Source organism: Acidovorax radicis, assembly GCF_020510705.1.
In the GTDB taxonomy this organism is placed as follows: Bacteria; Pseudomonadota; Gammaproteobacteria; order Burkholderiales; family Burkholderiaceae_C; genus Acidovorax; species Acidovorax radicis_A.
Map to the genome: position 1 here is coordinate 4,214,599 of NZ_CP075184.1, position 14,822 is coordinate 4,229,420.

General features: G+C 56.2%; 13 protein-coding genes. 5 read left to right on the forward strand and 8 right to left on the reverse strand.

The features are described 5' to 3' along the window. Positions 1 to 121 precede the first annotated feature (121 nt). The gene (locus KI609_RS19280; protein ID WP_226445156.1) at positions 122 to 574 is read left to right on the forward strand and encodes a helix-turn-helix domain-containing protein; all 453 of its coding nucleotides are present in this window, start codon (positions 122 to 124) and stop codon (positions 572 to 574) included. 32 nt (positions 575 to 606) lie between these two features. Here the strand turns inward: KI609_RS19280 and KI609_RS19285 are convergent, their stop codons facing one another. The 5 genes from KI609_RS19285 to KI609_RS19305 form a co-directional block, all read right to left on the reverse strand. Further along, positions 607 to 1,800 carry a hypothetical protein gene (locus KI609_RS19285; protein WP_226445157.1) on the reverse strand — a complete coding sequence of 398 codons (1,194 nt, stop codon included), beginning with the start codon at positions 1,798 to 1,800 and terminating at the stop codon, positions 607 to 609. A gap of 416 nt (positions 1,801 to 2,216) precedes the next feature. Next, positions 2,217 to 2,756, reverse strand: a complete 540-nt coding sequence (locus KI609_RS19290) for a prolyl hydroxylase family protein (protein WP_226445158.1) — start codon at positions 2,754 to 2,756, stop codon at positions 2,217 to 2,219. A 365-nt stretch (positions 2,757 to 3,121) separates the two neighbouring features. Continuing rightward, positions 3,122 to 3,493, reverse strand: coding sequence for a hypothetical protein (locus KI609_RS19295; RefSeq protein ID WP_226445159.1), 372 nt, complete (start codon positions 3,491 to 3,493; stop codon positions 3,122 to 3,124). 67 nt (positions 3,494 to 3,560) lie between these two features. Next, positions 3,561 to 4,226, reverse strand: a complete 666-nt coding sequence (locus tag KI609_RS19300) for a hypothetical protein (protein ID WP_226445160.1) — start codon at positions 4,224 to 4,226, stop codon at positions 3,561 to 3,563. A 454-nt stretch (positions 4,227 to 4,680) separates the two neighbouring features. After that, positions 4,681 to 5,832, reverse strand: coding sequence for a hypothetical protein (locus tag KI609_RS19305; RefSeq protein ID WP_226445161.1), 1,152 nt, complete (start codon positions 5,830 to 5,832; stop codon positions 4,681 to 4,683). A 221-nt stretch (positions 5,833 to 6,053) separates the two neighbouring features. Here KI609_RS19305 and KI609_RS23105 point away from each other — a divergent pair, with 221 nt between their 5' ends. From KI609_RS23105 to KI609_RS19325, 4 genes are all read left to right on the forward strand, one after another. Then, positions 6,054 to 6,488 (forward strand): helix-turn-helix domain-containing protein, encoded by a 435-nt coding sequence (locus KI609_RS23105; protein WP_226445162.1) that lies wholly within the window; start codon positions 6,054 to 6,056, stop codon positions 6,486 to 6,488. Between the two features lie 313 nt (positions 6,489 to 6,801). Then, a complete protein-coding gene (locus KI609_RS19315; protein WP_226445163.1) occupies positions 6,802 to 7,710 on the forward strand; it encodes a TnsA endonuclease N-terminal domain-containing protein in 909 nt (302 codons plus the stop codon). Further along, on the forward strand, positions 7,701 to 9,959 hold the full coding sequence (locus tag KI609_RS19320) for a Mu transposase C-terminal domain-containing protein (RefSeq protein WP_226445164.1): 2,259 nt from the start codon (positions 7,701 to 7,703) through the stop codon (positions 9,957 to 9,959). The genes KI609_RS19315 and KI609_RS19320 overlap by 10 nt, the downstream gene beginning before the upstream one ends. Before the next feature lie 160 nt (positions 9,960 to 10,119). Then, the gene (locus tag KI609_RS19325) at positions 10,120 to 11,229 is read left to right on the forward strand and encodes an AAA family ATPase (protein ID WP_226445165.1); all 1,110 of its coding nucleotides are present in this window, start codon (positions 10,120 to 10,122) and stop codon (positions 11,227 to 11,229) included. Positions 11,230 to 11,262: 33 nt separating this feature from the next. On the opposite strand, the gene KI609_RS19330 is transcribed toward KI609_RS19325, so the two are convergent. From KI609_RS19330 to KI609_RS19340, 3 genes are all read right to left on the reverse strand, one after another. After that, positions 11,263 to 12,615: a TniQ family protein gene (locus KI609_RS19330; RefSeq protein WP_226445166.1), complete on the reverse strand. Its 1,353-nt coding sequence runs from the start codon at positions 12,613 to 12,615 to the stop codon at positions 11,263 to 11,265. After that, the gene (locus tag KI609_RS19335; protein ID WP_226445167.1) at positions 12,612 to 12,974 is read right to left on the reverse strand and encodes a hypothetical protein; all 363 of its coding nucleotides are present in this window, start codon (positions 12,972 to 12,974) and stop codon (positions 12,612 to 12,614) included. Before KI609_RS19335 ends, KI609_RS19330 begins: the two co-directional genes overlap by 4 nt. Positions 12,975 to 13,040: 66 nt before the next feature. Continuing rightward, positions 13,041 to 14,783 carry a TnsD family transposase gene (locus KI609_RS19340; RefSeq protein WP_226445168.1) on the reverse strand — a complete coding sequence of 581 codons (1,743 nt, stop codon included), beginning with the start codon at positions 14,781 to 14,783 and terminating at the stop codon, positions 13,041 to 13,043. Between the last annotated feature and the right edge of the window lie 39 nt (positions 14,784 to 14,822).

A 14,822-nucleotide genomic window follows, 5' to 3' on the forward strand; every position in this document is an offset into this window, starting at 1 on the left:
ATTTGGCCGCATGGCCTCGTTCAAAACCGCAACGGGCCCAGTGCCGCTGGCGGTTTTTTTTGGCCGCCTGGTTCAGTAGATGTCCAGTCAGTGCGTCGGCACAAGAGCTACCATCGAGCCGATGAACACTTTTTCCAATGCCTTTCGCGCTGAAGTCGCCCGCATGGCGCGCAAGGAAATCAAGCCCGAGCTGCAGGGCATGCGCAAGGCCATCACCAGCCATCGGTCCGAGATCGCGGCATTGAAACGCGAGGTGAAGGCGCTGACTTCTCAGCTCAAGGCCTCTCGACGCCAGGTCAAAGTAGCGGATGAGCCCAAAGCCAAAGCTGCGATCGAAGAAGCCGGGGCCAAGAAGGCAAGACAGGTCCAATTCAACGCACTGGCCCTGGGTGAAAAACGAGCAGCGCTGGGCATCACACAGAAAGAGATGGCCCTGCTGCTGGGCGCGTCATCGCTATCCGTCTACAAGTGGGAATCAGGTCGGGTGCACCCACGGGCTGCGCAGCTAGAGCGCATTGCCCAGGTGCTCAAATTCGGCAAGCGTAAGGCACTGGCATTGCTCAATCCGCAGTGAGTGGGTGGGGGCGATTTGCCCCTGCCACGTCCTCAGCGGCGACGATACGGCTCTCCCGGCGAAGAGTCCTTGCGTTCATCCGCCAGTTCAAACAGGCACTGCATGTAGGGTTGGACATCCGTCCATTTGGCGCGGTCATCATAGAAACGCGCCAGATTGCGCGTGGCTTCCACCGCGTCCGGCCACTTGTCTGCAGCACTCACGCGGGTCATGGCATCCCGGGTGTCTTGCTCATCATGCAGGCCGCCATCCTGGGCGCCATAGGTATGGAGTTCCACAATTCGCCGAGGCTGCGCAAAAGCAGTGTCCTTGCACATACCGCCGGGTGGCGTGGCCTCCCGTGAAGAATGGGCGCCAGCAAATGAGTCCTGCACGGTGTGCAGCACGGACCCGAACGCCACATGGTGCAGGTAGGGAAGCAGCTTGTCCTGGTGCCCCAGGATGTAGAGATCGGAGACCCGCCACTGCGTGCACCCAAAGTGCTCCTTCAGTGTTGCGTTATCGATATCCCGAAGAAAGGTATCGGGCTTGATCTCCCGCGAGGACACTTTCCAGGCGAACTCCAGCCAGTCCAGCACCTTGGCCCGTGTTGCACCGGGGTGCACCCCTTCTTCACTGGCCATCGCATGCAGGAACTGTAAGTCTCCGAAGTGTGATCGGGTCATCACATTGCCGTGAACAGTACCTTGAGCCTTGCTGCAGCCCACAATCGTTTTGGTCTGGGCCTTCTTCTCCGCGTCCTTGAAGAGGCAGTACCAGCACAGCGGCTGTGTGGAAAACCGGATGGTCTGGCCCACGATGCACGACTTGCCCAGGTAGGTGCAATTGCCTTCATCGGGTAACAGCTTGAACGGTGGCAGATCATTCCAGCGGACACCGTAAATGACATAGGGCGTCACAAAAGGCAGGTCTCGGATGCTGCAGGTAGCGTCCTGAGCCAGGTTGGCGGGCTCGACCGGACAGCCCATGGCAATCTGTGTGATCTCTTCATGGACACGGCCCTTGATGAGCACACCCAATCTGCCAGCCACATCCGCCAAGGAGTCTTCAGTCTCGTTGGTCAGTTTGGATTCAAATGCCGAGCCCATGGGCGCAATCTGAAAGGCCATGGCAGCACTGGAAAGTGCCAGTGCGCCTGCGACCAAGGCCATGGAGCGTGCGACCGCGAGCGCCGAAAGCAGTGATTTCTGAAGACTGCGACCCATCTTGTTCGGTATGACCTGCATCTGTCTCCTCCTTGGAGCTCACTGTAAGCAGATTCAAGGTTTGGACAACAAATATTGGTGCAGGGAGCAGACATCCCCCAGCCGCAGCTTGCGCGTTCCAGGCATCGGGCTGGTGGTTGGCGCTGAAGCCGATCGCGCTTGGAGGCACTGCAATTCGTGGGCGGCGTCAGGGTGAATATTTCACAATATGAATTATCAAAATCCTGATAATTAGCGATAAGACGCCAGTCCGGGCTTTGCCTGAGGCAAATTGAGGCGACGCAAGCCTTGCTGTCGCGTGATTGGCCGCGACCTACAGTGACAAAACCTCACGACCGGGAGCGCCCGCACCTGCTTCACCAGCGGCCACATGATGCATCCGGGATGCGAAAAAACTTCATCGAGCCATGGTCGCAGCTGAAACAACGATGGCCGTTCTATCCAGAAAACAGCACGTCCGAGCGAAGCACGTACTTTGTGCCATCCGTCACCTCAGCACCTTCGTGCCAGGTGTCGTGCACAAAGACCAGGGCGGTGCCTGTTGTTGGAACCACCTGAAACTCTTTGAAGTCAGTAGCTCCGCCCACAAAACCATCGTTCAGGTAAACGAGGAAGGTCAGTTGGCTGGACAAGCCTTGCTCGTGCCATGGGCCGTCTTTGTGCATCTTGAATCGCTGGCCAGACCCGTACTTGTAAAAGCGCAGATCTTTGGGAAGTCCTACTGCCTGCGCTCCATCGACCTCTGGCAGATCAACCTGACTCAGTCTCTGCCAAAGCAACGCAACCCACGCAGGATTTTCTACCGTGGTGCGCTCATTGTTTCGCACATTGGGCATTGATTTCTGGCCGGTGTTCATCCTCACCTCGGCAGCGCTGAAACCTGCTTGCTCGGCGAGTTGCACTAGGCTTTCACACTCCCCAGGACTGAGAAACTGCGGGATCGTTAAAACCGAGGGACTGAGGATGGTTGCTCGCACGGCACTGGCTCCAAGAGTTCTGTATATCGCTGCTGGCGCAGGCTCTTCCCGTGTGTCACGGGTCGCTGGCTCTGCCAGTCCACTACCGGCACATTTGGGAAGATCTGGCTGAAACTGGCTTCGGCGCTAACAATGCTTCATCAGAATCGCAGCCTGGTCCGCTTGGTTGTTGGGCCGCCACTACGGCACCGGCATTTAGCTGTTTCTTGTTAACGGCATACCTGGCGTCGGGTGGGGCGGACTGGAGCACAGAGTCCAAGATAGAAACCAATTCGAATAGGGAATTTCCTGCAGCTTCATGCGGGCTCGTAGCCAGGGGGCACAACATGGTCATCATCCCCCGCCGGGGTGACAAGCCAAAGGGCTCAGATATCCAAAGCACTGTCACCCACAGGCCACTGCAGTTCTCGCGCAACCCTGCGCATGATCCACGCGCACTGCGCATCTGAGCACCATCGCTTGGCCAAAAGACCTTTTAGCGCAGCCTTCACCGTCGCTTCCTGGTCCCCTCCGAAGGTCGCCAGTTTTCGTTGACAGTACGGAACCATCTGCGAGACCAGATCGTCACACATCTGGAAAGCAGCAATGACCTCTGACGGCGAAGTACCTGGGGCATAGAACTTTCCATCTTCCTCAACCAGGCTCATCTTTGGATGAGCTCCCCCAATGGTAGAGGGAATCGCAGTCACCGGAAAATCTTCCGGAACGCCTGGATAGCTGGCAGCGTCAGTCGTCACATCAACTCCTTTCAAATTGCCTCGTACAGCGGATATCTCTCCTGGCCCTTTAAGCCTCGTCAGCTTTTCACTTCATGGCGTCGGGGAGGTCGTGAGCCAGTAAGGCCTGCTCACGAAGCCAGATTGCTTTGTCGTACACAAAGCCCGGAAACTCTTGGGCCAAACTGGTTTTCTGCAAGATAAGCTCTCGGGCCAGGCGCGCCACTTCAGCCAGTTCCGTTTCATTTCGGACCTCAAGCGGAGCCACAAGGCTGACGCCCATCGCCCAACTAAGGCGCTCCCATTTCCATGACGGGTGGACCTCCAAGTCAATCCCATGCCGGGTCAGCCGTTCTTCAATTTCCTGGAGCTTTGCGTAGTGCCGTGTCTGGGCTTCAGAGGGTGCGCGACTGGTGGTGGTGAACAGCTTTTTGCGCCTTTTCGACTTGCCAACCATCTTGTAGTTCTTGGTCCCTCCCTGGAAGAGCCAGTCATCGCGAGGGCCATTCCCTGCTTCCTTCCATGCCATGGAGGAAATTGCTGCCCCATAGACCCGTCGAGGGTGTTGCCACCAGACGATGATGCGCCGCCCATTGAGAATGAAGCCTACGTCGTCCCAAGTCGACAGGCTGTCAGGCCCCATGTTCCAGTACGCGTGAGGAATGAACAGGCCGCCGTCCGACAGGCGCCACTGGTGCATGCGGTGGTACTCACGCATGCGCCTTCCCAAGTACTCATAATGCGGATTTTTCATGTGCGGGCGTTTGCTCCAGAAGGCAGTAGTTGTTCTGTGCGCTGGTTCTCGATAGGTCCTGCGAGGGGCACACCTGTTTATTCATCTGGACCTGATGGTTCAGAGGCGCTAAATGTGCTCACCAACAGACCAATTCAACTCGTCCACGACTTTGTGCATGATCCAAACGCACTGCTCATCGGTACACAACGCTTGGCAAGAAGGTCTTTCAATGCGGCTTGTACTGTCGCCTTCTTGTCTCCATCGAATGACGCGAGTTTTCTGTGGCAGTACGGGATCATTTGCGACGCAAGGTCGTCGCACATGAGAGAAGCTGCCACCACCTCGGAGGGCGAGGTGCCTGGGGCATAGAACTTTCCGTCCGCCTCAATGAGGCCTATCTTGGGCTGCGCACCTGCAACCGCTGATAGGTACGCAGTCACCGGGAGGTCTTTCGGCACAGTTTGGAAACTAGTTAGGTCCCTTTCCGCATAGCCGCCGGGTGGGCTTGATCAAAACCTTCAGCGATCTGCCAGAGAGTCTCTGGTTGCAACCCCAGTTGGGCAAGCAAGGCGTGATACTGATCGCGGGCCGCCAGCAATGCGTCGTATGTATCTGGCAACCACTGAAACTGGCCCATCTCGTTCGCGCGCCCCAAAGCCTCGGACAATGCATCCTCATCATCGGGGCCGAAAAATAGTGCCTGCATCGCATCCAGATACCAAATCTCAGGCATCACGATGGCGCGCCCCGAAGCCAGCATGTCTAGCTGAAACCGCCAACTCATTGACTGCAGCGCCAGCGCAGCCGTAGCTGCGTCAAGACACCAAGCAGTCAATCGATCTCCTTTCAAGAAAGAAGCGTCCGCTGCGATGCCAAACATCGTTTTGTGAACCTGGCTTGCGGAGAAATCAAGCTGGTTCAAGCGCGCCTCGTACATCGGTTGTGGCGCCATCCTCATGAGGTTCTGAAACGCCAGCGGGCCAAAGGTGAACTCCTTTTCGGCGGACTGTCGATCGGCGTCGGACAACTCAAGCATGGCAAGTTCCATGTCGGATGGCAGGGACTCGTACACCGTGCCGCTCCGGTGGTTCCACCTGTCGTGCAAACACTCCATTACCCGATTCGATAGCACCGCTTTCGCGTCCCAAAGACATAACCCCTTGTGCACCTGATCATTTTCAAGCGCTGCCACGTCCAGAGCGTCCAAATGAAGATGTAGTGGACTTCGCGGTCTGTACTGGCTTATCCGCTGCCCAACAGGTGATCGATGCAGCTTACCCATGTCGGGTTCCAAAGCCTGCACGGCCAAGCCTCCGAACACCAGCTCTTCATAGAACCCGCTTTCCCCGCGCCTTTCCCTCAGCCTACCCGCCTTGGCATCAAAGAACTGATCCAGCCTTCCGATTGCTGCACGTTGAACACGAGGCGGCGCATCACCAAACCAACTGTCCCAGGTTCTTGGGTCGAATGGCGCTCTAGTCAGTACTTCCGTCATGCGTGTGAGGACCGACTTTCCCTGAGAAATTCCAGGCTCATGCGCCGCCTCCAGCATCCGATGCTTGAAGTGGTTGACAGCGCATTTGAGCCTCAACCTGAACATCGGGGACGTGTTGGTTCCAGTCATAAAAATGCAGATCAGGCTCCTCTTTAGCAAATTTGCATTTCAAGTGCTGATCAGTTGTCTCGATTGTTGATGGATATCTGCGTGATCTCCAAATGGGGACGTGGACATGGCGGCGCAAAAACCACAAGCGAATCTCTTTGGTTTTTGTATCGACAGTTTTCCGGGCGAGGTCTACCCTCGAACCACTTTCGCCTTCTATATCCGTCACACCATCCAAAAACATGGCTCTGGGCTATCGCGATCCCATCGGACTTCGTGATCACGAAGAGGAAAACCTCGCCCCCCAAAACGCCGCCAGCAGTTTCGGCGAGCTCTTGTTCCTGCTGAGAAGTAGACAACGATTGAGCCTCCGCTCACTAGGAGAGAGAGCTGGGGTGACGGCGTCACTCATCAGTGAATTCGAGAATGCGCGTCGCCCACCGCCTGCAAAGCCAGCGGTGACCCGGTTGGCTCAGGCTCTGGAACTATCACCGCGTGACACCCAGCAACTCGCCGAACTTGCTTCGCGAGAGCGCAGTGGCATGGGGCTGAGAGTGGCCCGATCTACCCCACGCCACGTGGCGGACCTGCTACGAGACATCGCCTGCATAGGCCAGCAGTTGTCGCCCGCCCATGTTCGATCCATCCGTCAAAGCTTGGAGGTGGCGATGAAATAAGAAACGGCAGAGCTCCATCTTTCAGAAGCCCCGCCGTCCAGGGTGCTCAGACCGAAGTCCTCGCGCAGTGCAACGCTAGATTAACCGATCTGACCTCAGGGTGGTGGATTTGTTCGCGCCTATCAGGCGAACTACTCGGAAGTCAGAATCATGCAAAGACTTGTCTTGTGCGGTGAGGTCCAGACACGACTGTCAACCCCTTCGCTGCATTTACCAGATCCATATGGCGCGCAAAACCCAGATACAACTGAGTCTCGACCCCCAGCAGTAGCCAGCAACTTCTGCAGCTGTCCCCAGCACCTGGAGGCAGCTCATGAGAACTGAAAAGAAGTTTTCCCCAAAAGTACTTGCTCGCTTCTTGAAAGAGGGGCGAGGCCTCGGCACGTACTCGGACTACATACCCTGGCATCGTGTCTCACGCTCAGATCCGTCGAGCCGCGGTCGATCCCATCTGCTCTTGTGGCGCGACCGCCAGCGGGAGCTGCTGTCGGATGGCGAATGGACAGGCCTTAACTTTGCTTCGATGCTGCCAAACTTGGTTGACCTCGTCGAGCAGTTCCCAATCAACCAGGAAGATGCTGAGCATGAGTTGAGCCGCTGGCAGATTGGGATGGGAGGACGGGTCTACCCCGGCACGATGACTTTGGCACACCAGATGGGTATCAAACATCCCGTTGTGACCGACACCGACGAAACAGTTATCTGGACCAGCACAACAGACTTGTTGCTGGTTTTAAGGACGCCCAAGGCAACAAAACTGACCTTGTTAGCAGTTTCCTGCAAGCCATATGACACGCTTACTCCACGCGCCAAAGAGCTCCTACTCCTAGAAAAAACGTACTGGCAATCGCGTGGTGTGGAATGGCTGCTGATCACACCCGAGCAATACGACAAGCGCGTCGGACTGACCTTGAAAAGCGCTTCAGCCTGGGGATTGGCTGAGCCTGCCAGCGCGACCGAGATCAACATTGCCACCCATGTCGTTCGGTCGATGCCTTTTCATCCCTATTCCGACGTCATCGGTCGATTGACTCAGATCTTCGGTGGATCAGAGCAGCATGTGTACCTGGCACAACGGGCACTTTGGCAGGCCGTTTGGCAAGGCCAACTGCCTCTTGACCTCCGCCGTCATTGGCGCCCTCACTTGCCTTTCACACTGCTGCCGATGACGGATTTCCTCGCGCTCAATCCGATTGCATCAAGGAGGTCATCATGTCTCTGATGCCCAATCAGGTATTCCGCCTCGCAGGGGACGCTCTCGGTTTGAAAGCCGGACTTTTTCGAATCGTAACTGATGCCCCCGAGATCAATTTCGTCTACTGCTCACAGTTTGCCCCTTCGCACCTTTCTGAAAACAAAAGAGGCGGGCGCACGCGGCTAGAGAAAACCAAACGGTCGAAAAGGATCGTCAAAGCGCCGTTGGTAGGGCAGCTATTGAGCGTGCCTCGGCAGGCCCTCCTTGAGCTCCATGAAGCGCATGAGTTGATGCCTGTATCCCTGGAGCTCGCATCGACCTACTACCTGCCTCTTACAGATCGAAATACAGCTGAAAAATTCGAGCGGCGATGCAATGTAATGAGCGAGTTCCTCGACCCGGAAAAGCTCAAGGAGGAACTGCTGGTTCACGGCAATTTAGGCCGTTTGGTCCGAAATGCCATGGTGAGACATAAGGCTAGTCGGAGCTATATCTACAACCTTTGGTCATTGCTATGCAGGTTTGGTTTGACTTCGACAAGTTTACGACCGCGATGGGATCGCTGCGGCGCAAAAGGCAAGCCTCGAGACCTTGGCGAGGATGGGCGAACGAACAAGGTCGGACGGAAGACGCTGAAGCAAAGAATTAACAAACAAGCATACGGCTCTTGGGGTGAACCTATTCAGCCCGGCATGAATGCAGACTGGCGCGCCAAAATCATCGCGGCCGACAAGCGCATACCTTCTCCAAAGCCATCGATGCGTAGACGGCACAGAGAAATCATCTCGAGCAGGTTTGTTAAAGCTATGCGCTACGACGACGCAGGGAAGATCGTGGATGTGGAACTCAAGCAGGGCGAGTATCCAAGCTACGAGCAGGTCAAACGGGTTCTCACTGTTGAGACCAGCGCGCTAGAAAAAATTCTTCAAACAACTAGCAAAGGCCACTTTAAGCGCTCTCTGCGCGGCATGACCAGTTGCAGTTGGCAGGGTTCCCCCGGCCCTGGCCTTTTGTACGCCATCGACAGCACCATCGGTGACATCTACCTGAGATCGGCGGTCAACCCTGAGTGGATCGTAGGACGACCGATTGTCTACATCATTGTCGATGTCTGGTCCACGGCAATCGTTGGTTTCTATGTATGCCTGACTGGCCCCAGTTGGGACACGGCGCAGGTGAGCCTTTTCAACACAACGGCATCGCCAGCGATGTTAAGCAACCTCTGGGGCTACGAGATGCGCCAGTCATTATTTCCATCCCCCACGCTTCCGGCGCGTCTTCTGTGTGATCGCGGCGAATACCTCTCTAAACGTGCGAAGGCCACGGGAATGAAACTGATCAGAGATATGCAGTACACGCCGCCATTTCGCCCCGACCTGAAGGGCATCGTGGAGGTCCTGCATCGCATTGTGAAGAACACCCAGTACAACTTCCTACCTGGGGCAATGGACGCTCGACGTGTGGAATACGACCTTCGGCGCTCTAACCCAGCCGCTGCGACGATGAATGTCCGCCAGTACACCCAATACCTGCACGAATCGTTTTTTGTCTACAACCTCACCGCGATTCGCTCAAATCGAGTTGACGCTCATATGGCCGCCGCCGGTGTGTTTCCCAGCCCTGCAGGACTCTGGAGTTGGGGCCATGCCATGGGCATCGGCTACCTGCGTGCAGCCGCGCAAGCAGAGCTGGTGACCCAACTACTGCCAGCTCGCGAAGCTCGTGTCACCCCGCGCGGCATTCGGTTCCGCGGAAATTATTACGAATCCCCGCTTGTGGAGGCGGAACACTGGTCCACCTTCGCCAGATCGTCTGGGGGTTGGGAAATTCCAGTCCAGTACTACCCGGGATCTGTGTCGACCATTTGGACACCTAACGTTTCTGGCGATGGCCTTATCGACCTCCAGATAGCTGACCATGCAAATGCTTCACCGGAAATCGACTACGACGATATGGCTGACGCTTTTGCCTTTCAACAGCTCAAGGCCGCCGACATCGAGCACAAACGCGTGTCTGCCGCGGTACTTGGTTTGAAGCGCATGGATGCCATCCGCCAGCAATCGATTGAACAGACCCGGATAGCTCTTGATCGGTCCAGAGGCCGAGCACCGACGATCACGGAGGCCCGTGCTATGGAAAATGAAATCGCTGCCCAGATGTTGCACTGTGAATACCGTGGCACCCGAAAAGACCGCGCAGCGGTCAGCGAAAACCATCTCAGCATGATGGAAGACATCTTTGCGGCAAAGGATAGGGAGGTGGCCAATGACCTCTAAACATGTCCCCCCACACGACCCGTACGCTGACAACATCTTGGTCCAAGGGCTTGGTCCAATCCTCTCGCGGCCGGAAGCTGCGAGTTCACTCGTAGTGCTTCCAAAGCGACCTCCTAAGGATATTGGGACCATTCCGCGTCACCTGCGACTGCATATGCTGATGGATGTCCGCAACTTACACATACCGAGCATTGAAGGGCTTCAGCTGTTCGAATCCATCGACATGATGATCAGGCAGAACTACCACCATTTGCACCCCTCATCTGCGAGCACCTGGAGCAAGATCAGCGGTGAACCTGTTCAGTTCCAGCTACCGTTGAATGCTCCAGCTTTCGGAGCGGCGGTGGAGGGAGTATCAGGTTCGGGAAAGACACAAGCGATCAGAAGGTGCCTAGGTAGGTATCCCCTGCAAGTCATCAAGCATCCGTCATTTTTTCGGATGACAAACGGCTTGCAACAGGTAGTTTGGCTTTCACTGGATGTCCCTGCCAGTGGCAAAGCAACAGATCTCGCAGCCGCACTGATGACTGCATGGAAAAAGGTCACCGGTAGTACCCGGTTCGACGAGACACTGTCGGGAGAGTGGCGCAATGGGATGCAGATGCTGGAGGAATGGCGACAAGTGGCATCGACCCATTTTCTGGGCTTGCTGCATCTCGATGAGATCCAGAATTTCTTCAAACTCTCAACACTGGATCGACGTAGACGGCGGAAGGTCGGGGAGGAACCTCCAGAGCTCAGCATTGTGGAAGATCAGTGCATCAAATGGATCCTCACATTGATGAACACGTGGCAAATACCCTTGCTGGTATCGGGCACACCCGATGGGATCAGTGCGTTGACCAAGCGATTGAGCAACGCCGAACGCATTGTCACCTCGGGGTATCACGCGTTCAAGCACTTTACCGATGTTGAAGACCCGGTTTTTCGACAGCAATTCCTGCCCAGGCTGGGGGTGTACCAGTATGTCGCGCGACCACTACCGATTTCGGATGAACTGGCTGTGGTCATCATGGAAAAAACGGCGGGTGTCCAACGGTTGATCATCGCCTTATGGGTGGCCGCCCATCGAGTGGCATTTGAGCGCAAAGAAGACGATTTGCGGCTCGACGATTTCCGCGTCGCAGCGGATACCTATCTCGCTCCTGTGGGACCCGCGGTCGACGCACTGCGCAGCCAAGATCCCAAGCGGATGGGACGGTACGAAGACCTGGTCACCCGGGACCACAGCTTCTGGGGTCAGTTCTGGGGTCCAGTCAAAAGCAACTGAGAGTCAACAGAGTTAGTTGCAAGGTGGGCCCGTTCACTGAACAGGTTCCACTGTCGCTGCCAATTGCACTGACAAAATCTGCTTTGCTTTTCGAGCACGGGGCCGCACGCTGTTTTTGGGATTCATCCTCTTTAAGCATTTAGGCAAATTGGGGCCGCACATCCGAAGCAATCCCTCGAACTTTCGCTCAGACAGCCCAGCAACTTCTGCACTCGCAGAAAAAGAAAGCCGCCGAAGGTAGAAGGCTCTCAAGCCGACAACACGACCGATCGCCTCAGGGTCATCCGCATCGGAAAGTGTTGGAAGGCCCAAGCCGAGAAGCGCCTTTCTCACCGTGTGCGCAGGAAACTCCAATTTCTTCATCACTTCGCTATGCGCGCCGAGGGCCTCGACGTAGAGGTCAATCAGGGTATTGTCGTCAGGCAAGTTGTGAACGCGCCGAGAACGGCGTACTGCTCGCGGCTCATCATCACTGCAGGCGTTCAATAGCGCGTTAATCGCTTCGTCGGCACTCCCAAACAGCACGCTCAAGACCAACAAGTATGCCGTCACGGAAGACGCCGAAGTTCTTAAGTACATCACCCCGTCGATCTGGTGTAGGAACGTGCCTGGCTCCTTTTCCAGAATTCCATGGAACACCGCATCGAGCCAATGATGAGGAAACAAATCACGTAGTCGATCGCTGATCAAATCGCCCCTACTCTGCCCAGGATTGGTCTTAAACCCGAGCGACCGGCCAAGGTCATTCAACATGGGGACAACTAACGCGACACTGAAGGGCTTTGGTTGATCGTAAAAAGTGGCCGCCAGATCGAGGAACCTTTGCACATATCCGTTCTGTAATGCCTCCTCTGTCCACACGTATGGGATTGATTCACCGCTTCCGACGAACTGAGTTGGCGAGTGCAGAAGTGGATCCCCAGTGGACACGAAAGACAACGGTGTCCTGTGCTTCGGACACCATAGCTGCCCTGGTATTTGGTGATCCCGGCGCCAATAGCTAACCCCATGAAAGTGGACGTCAGCAGTCACACAGTCTTTGCAGAAGTACGCTGCGTGGTACGTCTTCTGCATCGCTGTGTAGTTGAGTGCCGTGCCTTCTCCCTCACTTCCATGAGCAACCTCGGGGTGATATGAGGTGATTCCTCGTCGCAACGGCAAGGTGGTATGCCGCTGTGCAAATTGAACTTCGGACATTCCCGCCATCTGACTCAGTAGTGCATGGACGGTCAGCTCCCGTCTGCTCGCTCCTGGATGTCCAAGGTGCGCTGCCATGGAGTCCGTCATTTCCTTCAGATGCTTGTAGCCGTTGACTCTCATGATCCGGCCGAGATATCCGCGATCCAACTCCTCCGGCAATGGCGCAGGCTGCACGAGCATGGTCATGAACGCTCTCCTTGAGATCGGGAAACAGGTGTCGAATGTTTCAGCACAGCAAGCGAACGGATGACAGCTGCCAAGGCTTTGGCATCTGACGCAGAACCATCCCAAGTCGCTTGAAGTGCCTCAATCAGGTCGTGGTTGCTGCGCACAGCATCGGCGCTGACTCCGCCCTCGAAGCGCTCAACGAAAAGGCACACCTCTTCAAACAAGCGGGAAGCCCTTATGCCCTCCCCTTTGAGGATGCGACTAACCTGCGATTGACTGGCCCCCACATGGGCAGCGATATCGGCCTGGGCGATTCCATGCGCCGTGCAGATGCGGCGCGCGTTAGCTGCGCGCGCTCTCACTTCTGATTCAATCATGCATTAAGCATATCTCAATACATATATGCATATCAAGCCTGAAATGTTGGCGAGACTGGACTGGCATCAGCGAAAAAGGTCCTGGGAGGGGAGATGTGCAGTCAACGCCGCCTGGATCGCCTCAAGGGTGCGGGGCAACCGTTGCAGAGAAGCCCGCTTGGCCCGGAGATCAGGTATTTGCTGGCACAACTGCCAGAAGTGGATGCGGCGCACGCCCCGCTCCTCCGTAAGGTGCAACGCTGCTTCACGAACCAAGCTGCGTAGTTGTTCGTCTCTGGCTTCCCAATCCACTACTGAGGGCCTCGGACGCAGCGAAGCTGGTAGCAGGTCGGGCTTGTTGGCATCCAGCCAGGCGCGGTCGTTCCGGTAGAGCCACATGTAGGTGCGCGGGTCCAGTTGGCGCATCCATTTGATCCCGAGACTTCCCGAGGACTGCAACAATTGGAGCCACAGTGCTCGCGAATGGGCTCTCGCTTTTGCGCTTCGTGCCTCAGACCAATCTGCATGCAGCTTTGCGTCACTGAGCAGCAAGCGGCTGATGCTCCCGACGGAGACTCCGGCTTGAGAGGCCGCTTTTTCCTTGTCAATCCCTCTGCGTAGGTCTCGGATTGCTTTGGCACGCACATTTGTGGACAGCTTCTGTGGCCGACGTGAAATCGCTATCCCAGCCTTTGCCGCCCAGACGAGCGCTGTTTGCGGATCGACCCCAACCAATCTCGCCGCCTTGCGCACTGATTGCCCCTCGTCCTGAATGAGGCTACATAGGCGGTCTATTCGCGGGTCAACGACTGGCAATTTGGCTAGAACATCGTCCTGGGTGGGTGCGCGCTTGTGGGCGTCCTCAGATTTCAATGCGCAGTCAAACCGTTGGGCATCGCCAAACAGCCAATGGATGAGCAACAGGTGCCTGAGCGGGTGCGTGCCAGAGCGAGGTGGCCTCAACAATCGGCCCAATTGCATTGCCATCCCCTCCTCGTCTTCGGCCAGCGAATCGAACTCCGGGATGCGCCTGAGCGGCTCGCAGTAGTTGAGGAAGGCAGTCGCGATCTGTCCAGTGCGGAAGCTGGCCACACCGGCAATCCAACCGCGCGCCTGCAGTTCCGGGCGGTAGACCTCGTGCAGCTTCCCTAACAGTAGTGGTTGATGCTCCGCTGATTGCACAAGGTGTTCAATGAGTTCGGCGAGGCTCAGTAACACGGAGGACGAAACGGTCTCGATGGGCGCCACGCTAGCGGGATTCAATTCGCTCAAGCGTGGCAAAAGCCATTGGAAGCGCTCGACTCCATTGGCTTTCAGGGCAGATTGCAGCAGTGGTTGTTTGTGTGTCGTGCACTTCCACACACCCGGGAACTGGTGCTTCAAATGCCAATAGGCCCACCCCGTCTCGCGGAGGTCCTGTTCCATGCATTGCGGGCAAGCTTTGAGGGGATGATTGGCGCGAAAGCGACTGGTAAGGATGCCAAGGCGCAGCTTCAAGTGGGCGACACTGGCGCTGGACATACACGCGACTGCATTTTCAGTCTCGCCTGGAGGAGCGAAGGCTGCATAGAACTTGAGTAGTGTCCGCTCCCTCGCTATGAAATCGACTTCTCCAAGCAATGCATTCGTGCGCTGCGAGAAGGCACCAAGACTGTTGGGTAAATCATGGTGGGTACCAGCACGTGCGCTGCCGAAGATCAGTTGGCAGGTTTGCGCAGATGTGACGTGCCCCCAAAGCTGGTGATGACGGCTAACAAGACTGAAGAATGTTTCGTCTGGCAGCCAGGACAGCAGTTGGTACTCGGGAAAGAGCCTGTCCGTTTCTGGCATCTCGGTAGGCTATTCCGAACGAGGCCGCAACACAAGGCG

What these genes read in the sequence shown, in the direction of transcription:
- KI609_RS19280 (WP_226445156.1), top strand. Translation starts at nt 122, where the DNA reads ATGAACACTTTTTCCAATGCCTTTCGCGCTGAAGTCGCCCGCATGGCG.
- KI609_RS19285 (WP_226445157.1), bottom strand. Translation starts at nt 1,800, where the DNA reads ATGCAGGTCATACCGAACAAGATGGGTCGCAGTCTTCAGAAATCACTG.
- KI609_RS19300 (WP_226445160.1), bottom strand. Translation starts at nt 4,226, where the DNA reads ATGAAAAATCCGCATTATGAGTACTTGGGAAGGCGCATGCGTGAGTAC.
- KI609_RS19305 (WP_226445161.1), bottom strand. Translation starts at nt 5,832, where the DNA reads ATGACTGGAACCAACACGTCCCCGATGTTCAGGTTGAGGCTCAAATGC.
- KI609_RS23105 (WP_226445162.1), top strand. Translation starts at nt 6,054, where the DNA reads ATGGCTCTGGGCTATCGCGATCCCATCGGACTTCGTGATCACGAAGAG.
- KI609_RS19315 (WP_226445163.1), top strand. Translation starts at nt 6,802, where the DNA reads ATGAGAACTGAAAAGAAGTTTTCCCCAAAAGTACTTGCTCGCTTCTTG.
- KI609_RS19320 (WP_226445164.1), top strand. Translation starts at nt 7,701, where the DNA reads ATGTCTCTGATGCCCAATCAGGTATTCCGCCTCGCAGGGGACGCTCTC.
- KI609_RS19325 (WP_226445165.1), top strand. Translation starts at nt 10,120, where the DNA reads ATGGATGTCCGCAACTTACACATACCGAGCATTGAAGGGCTTCAGCTG.
- KI609_RS19330 (WP_226445166.1), bottom strand. Translation starts at nt 12,615, where the DNA reads ATGACCATGCTCGTGCAGCCTGCGCCATTGCCGGAGGAGTTGGATCGC.
- KI609_RS19335 (WP_226445167.1), bottom strand. Translation starts at nt 12,974, where the DNA reads ATGATTGAATCAGAAGTGAGAGCGCGCGCAGCTAACGCGCGCCGCATC.
- KI609_RS19340 (WP_226445168.1), bottom strand. Translation starts at nt 14,783, where the DNA reads ATGCCAGAAACGGACAGGCTCTTTCCCGAGTACCAACTGCTGTCCTGG.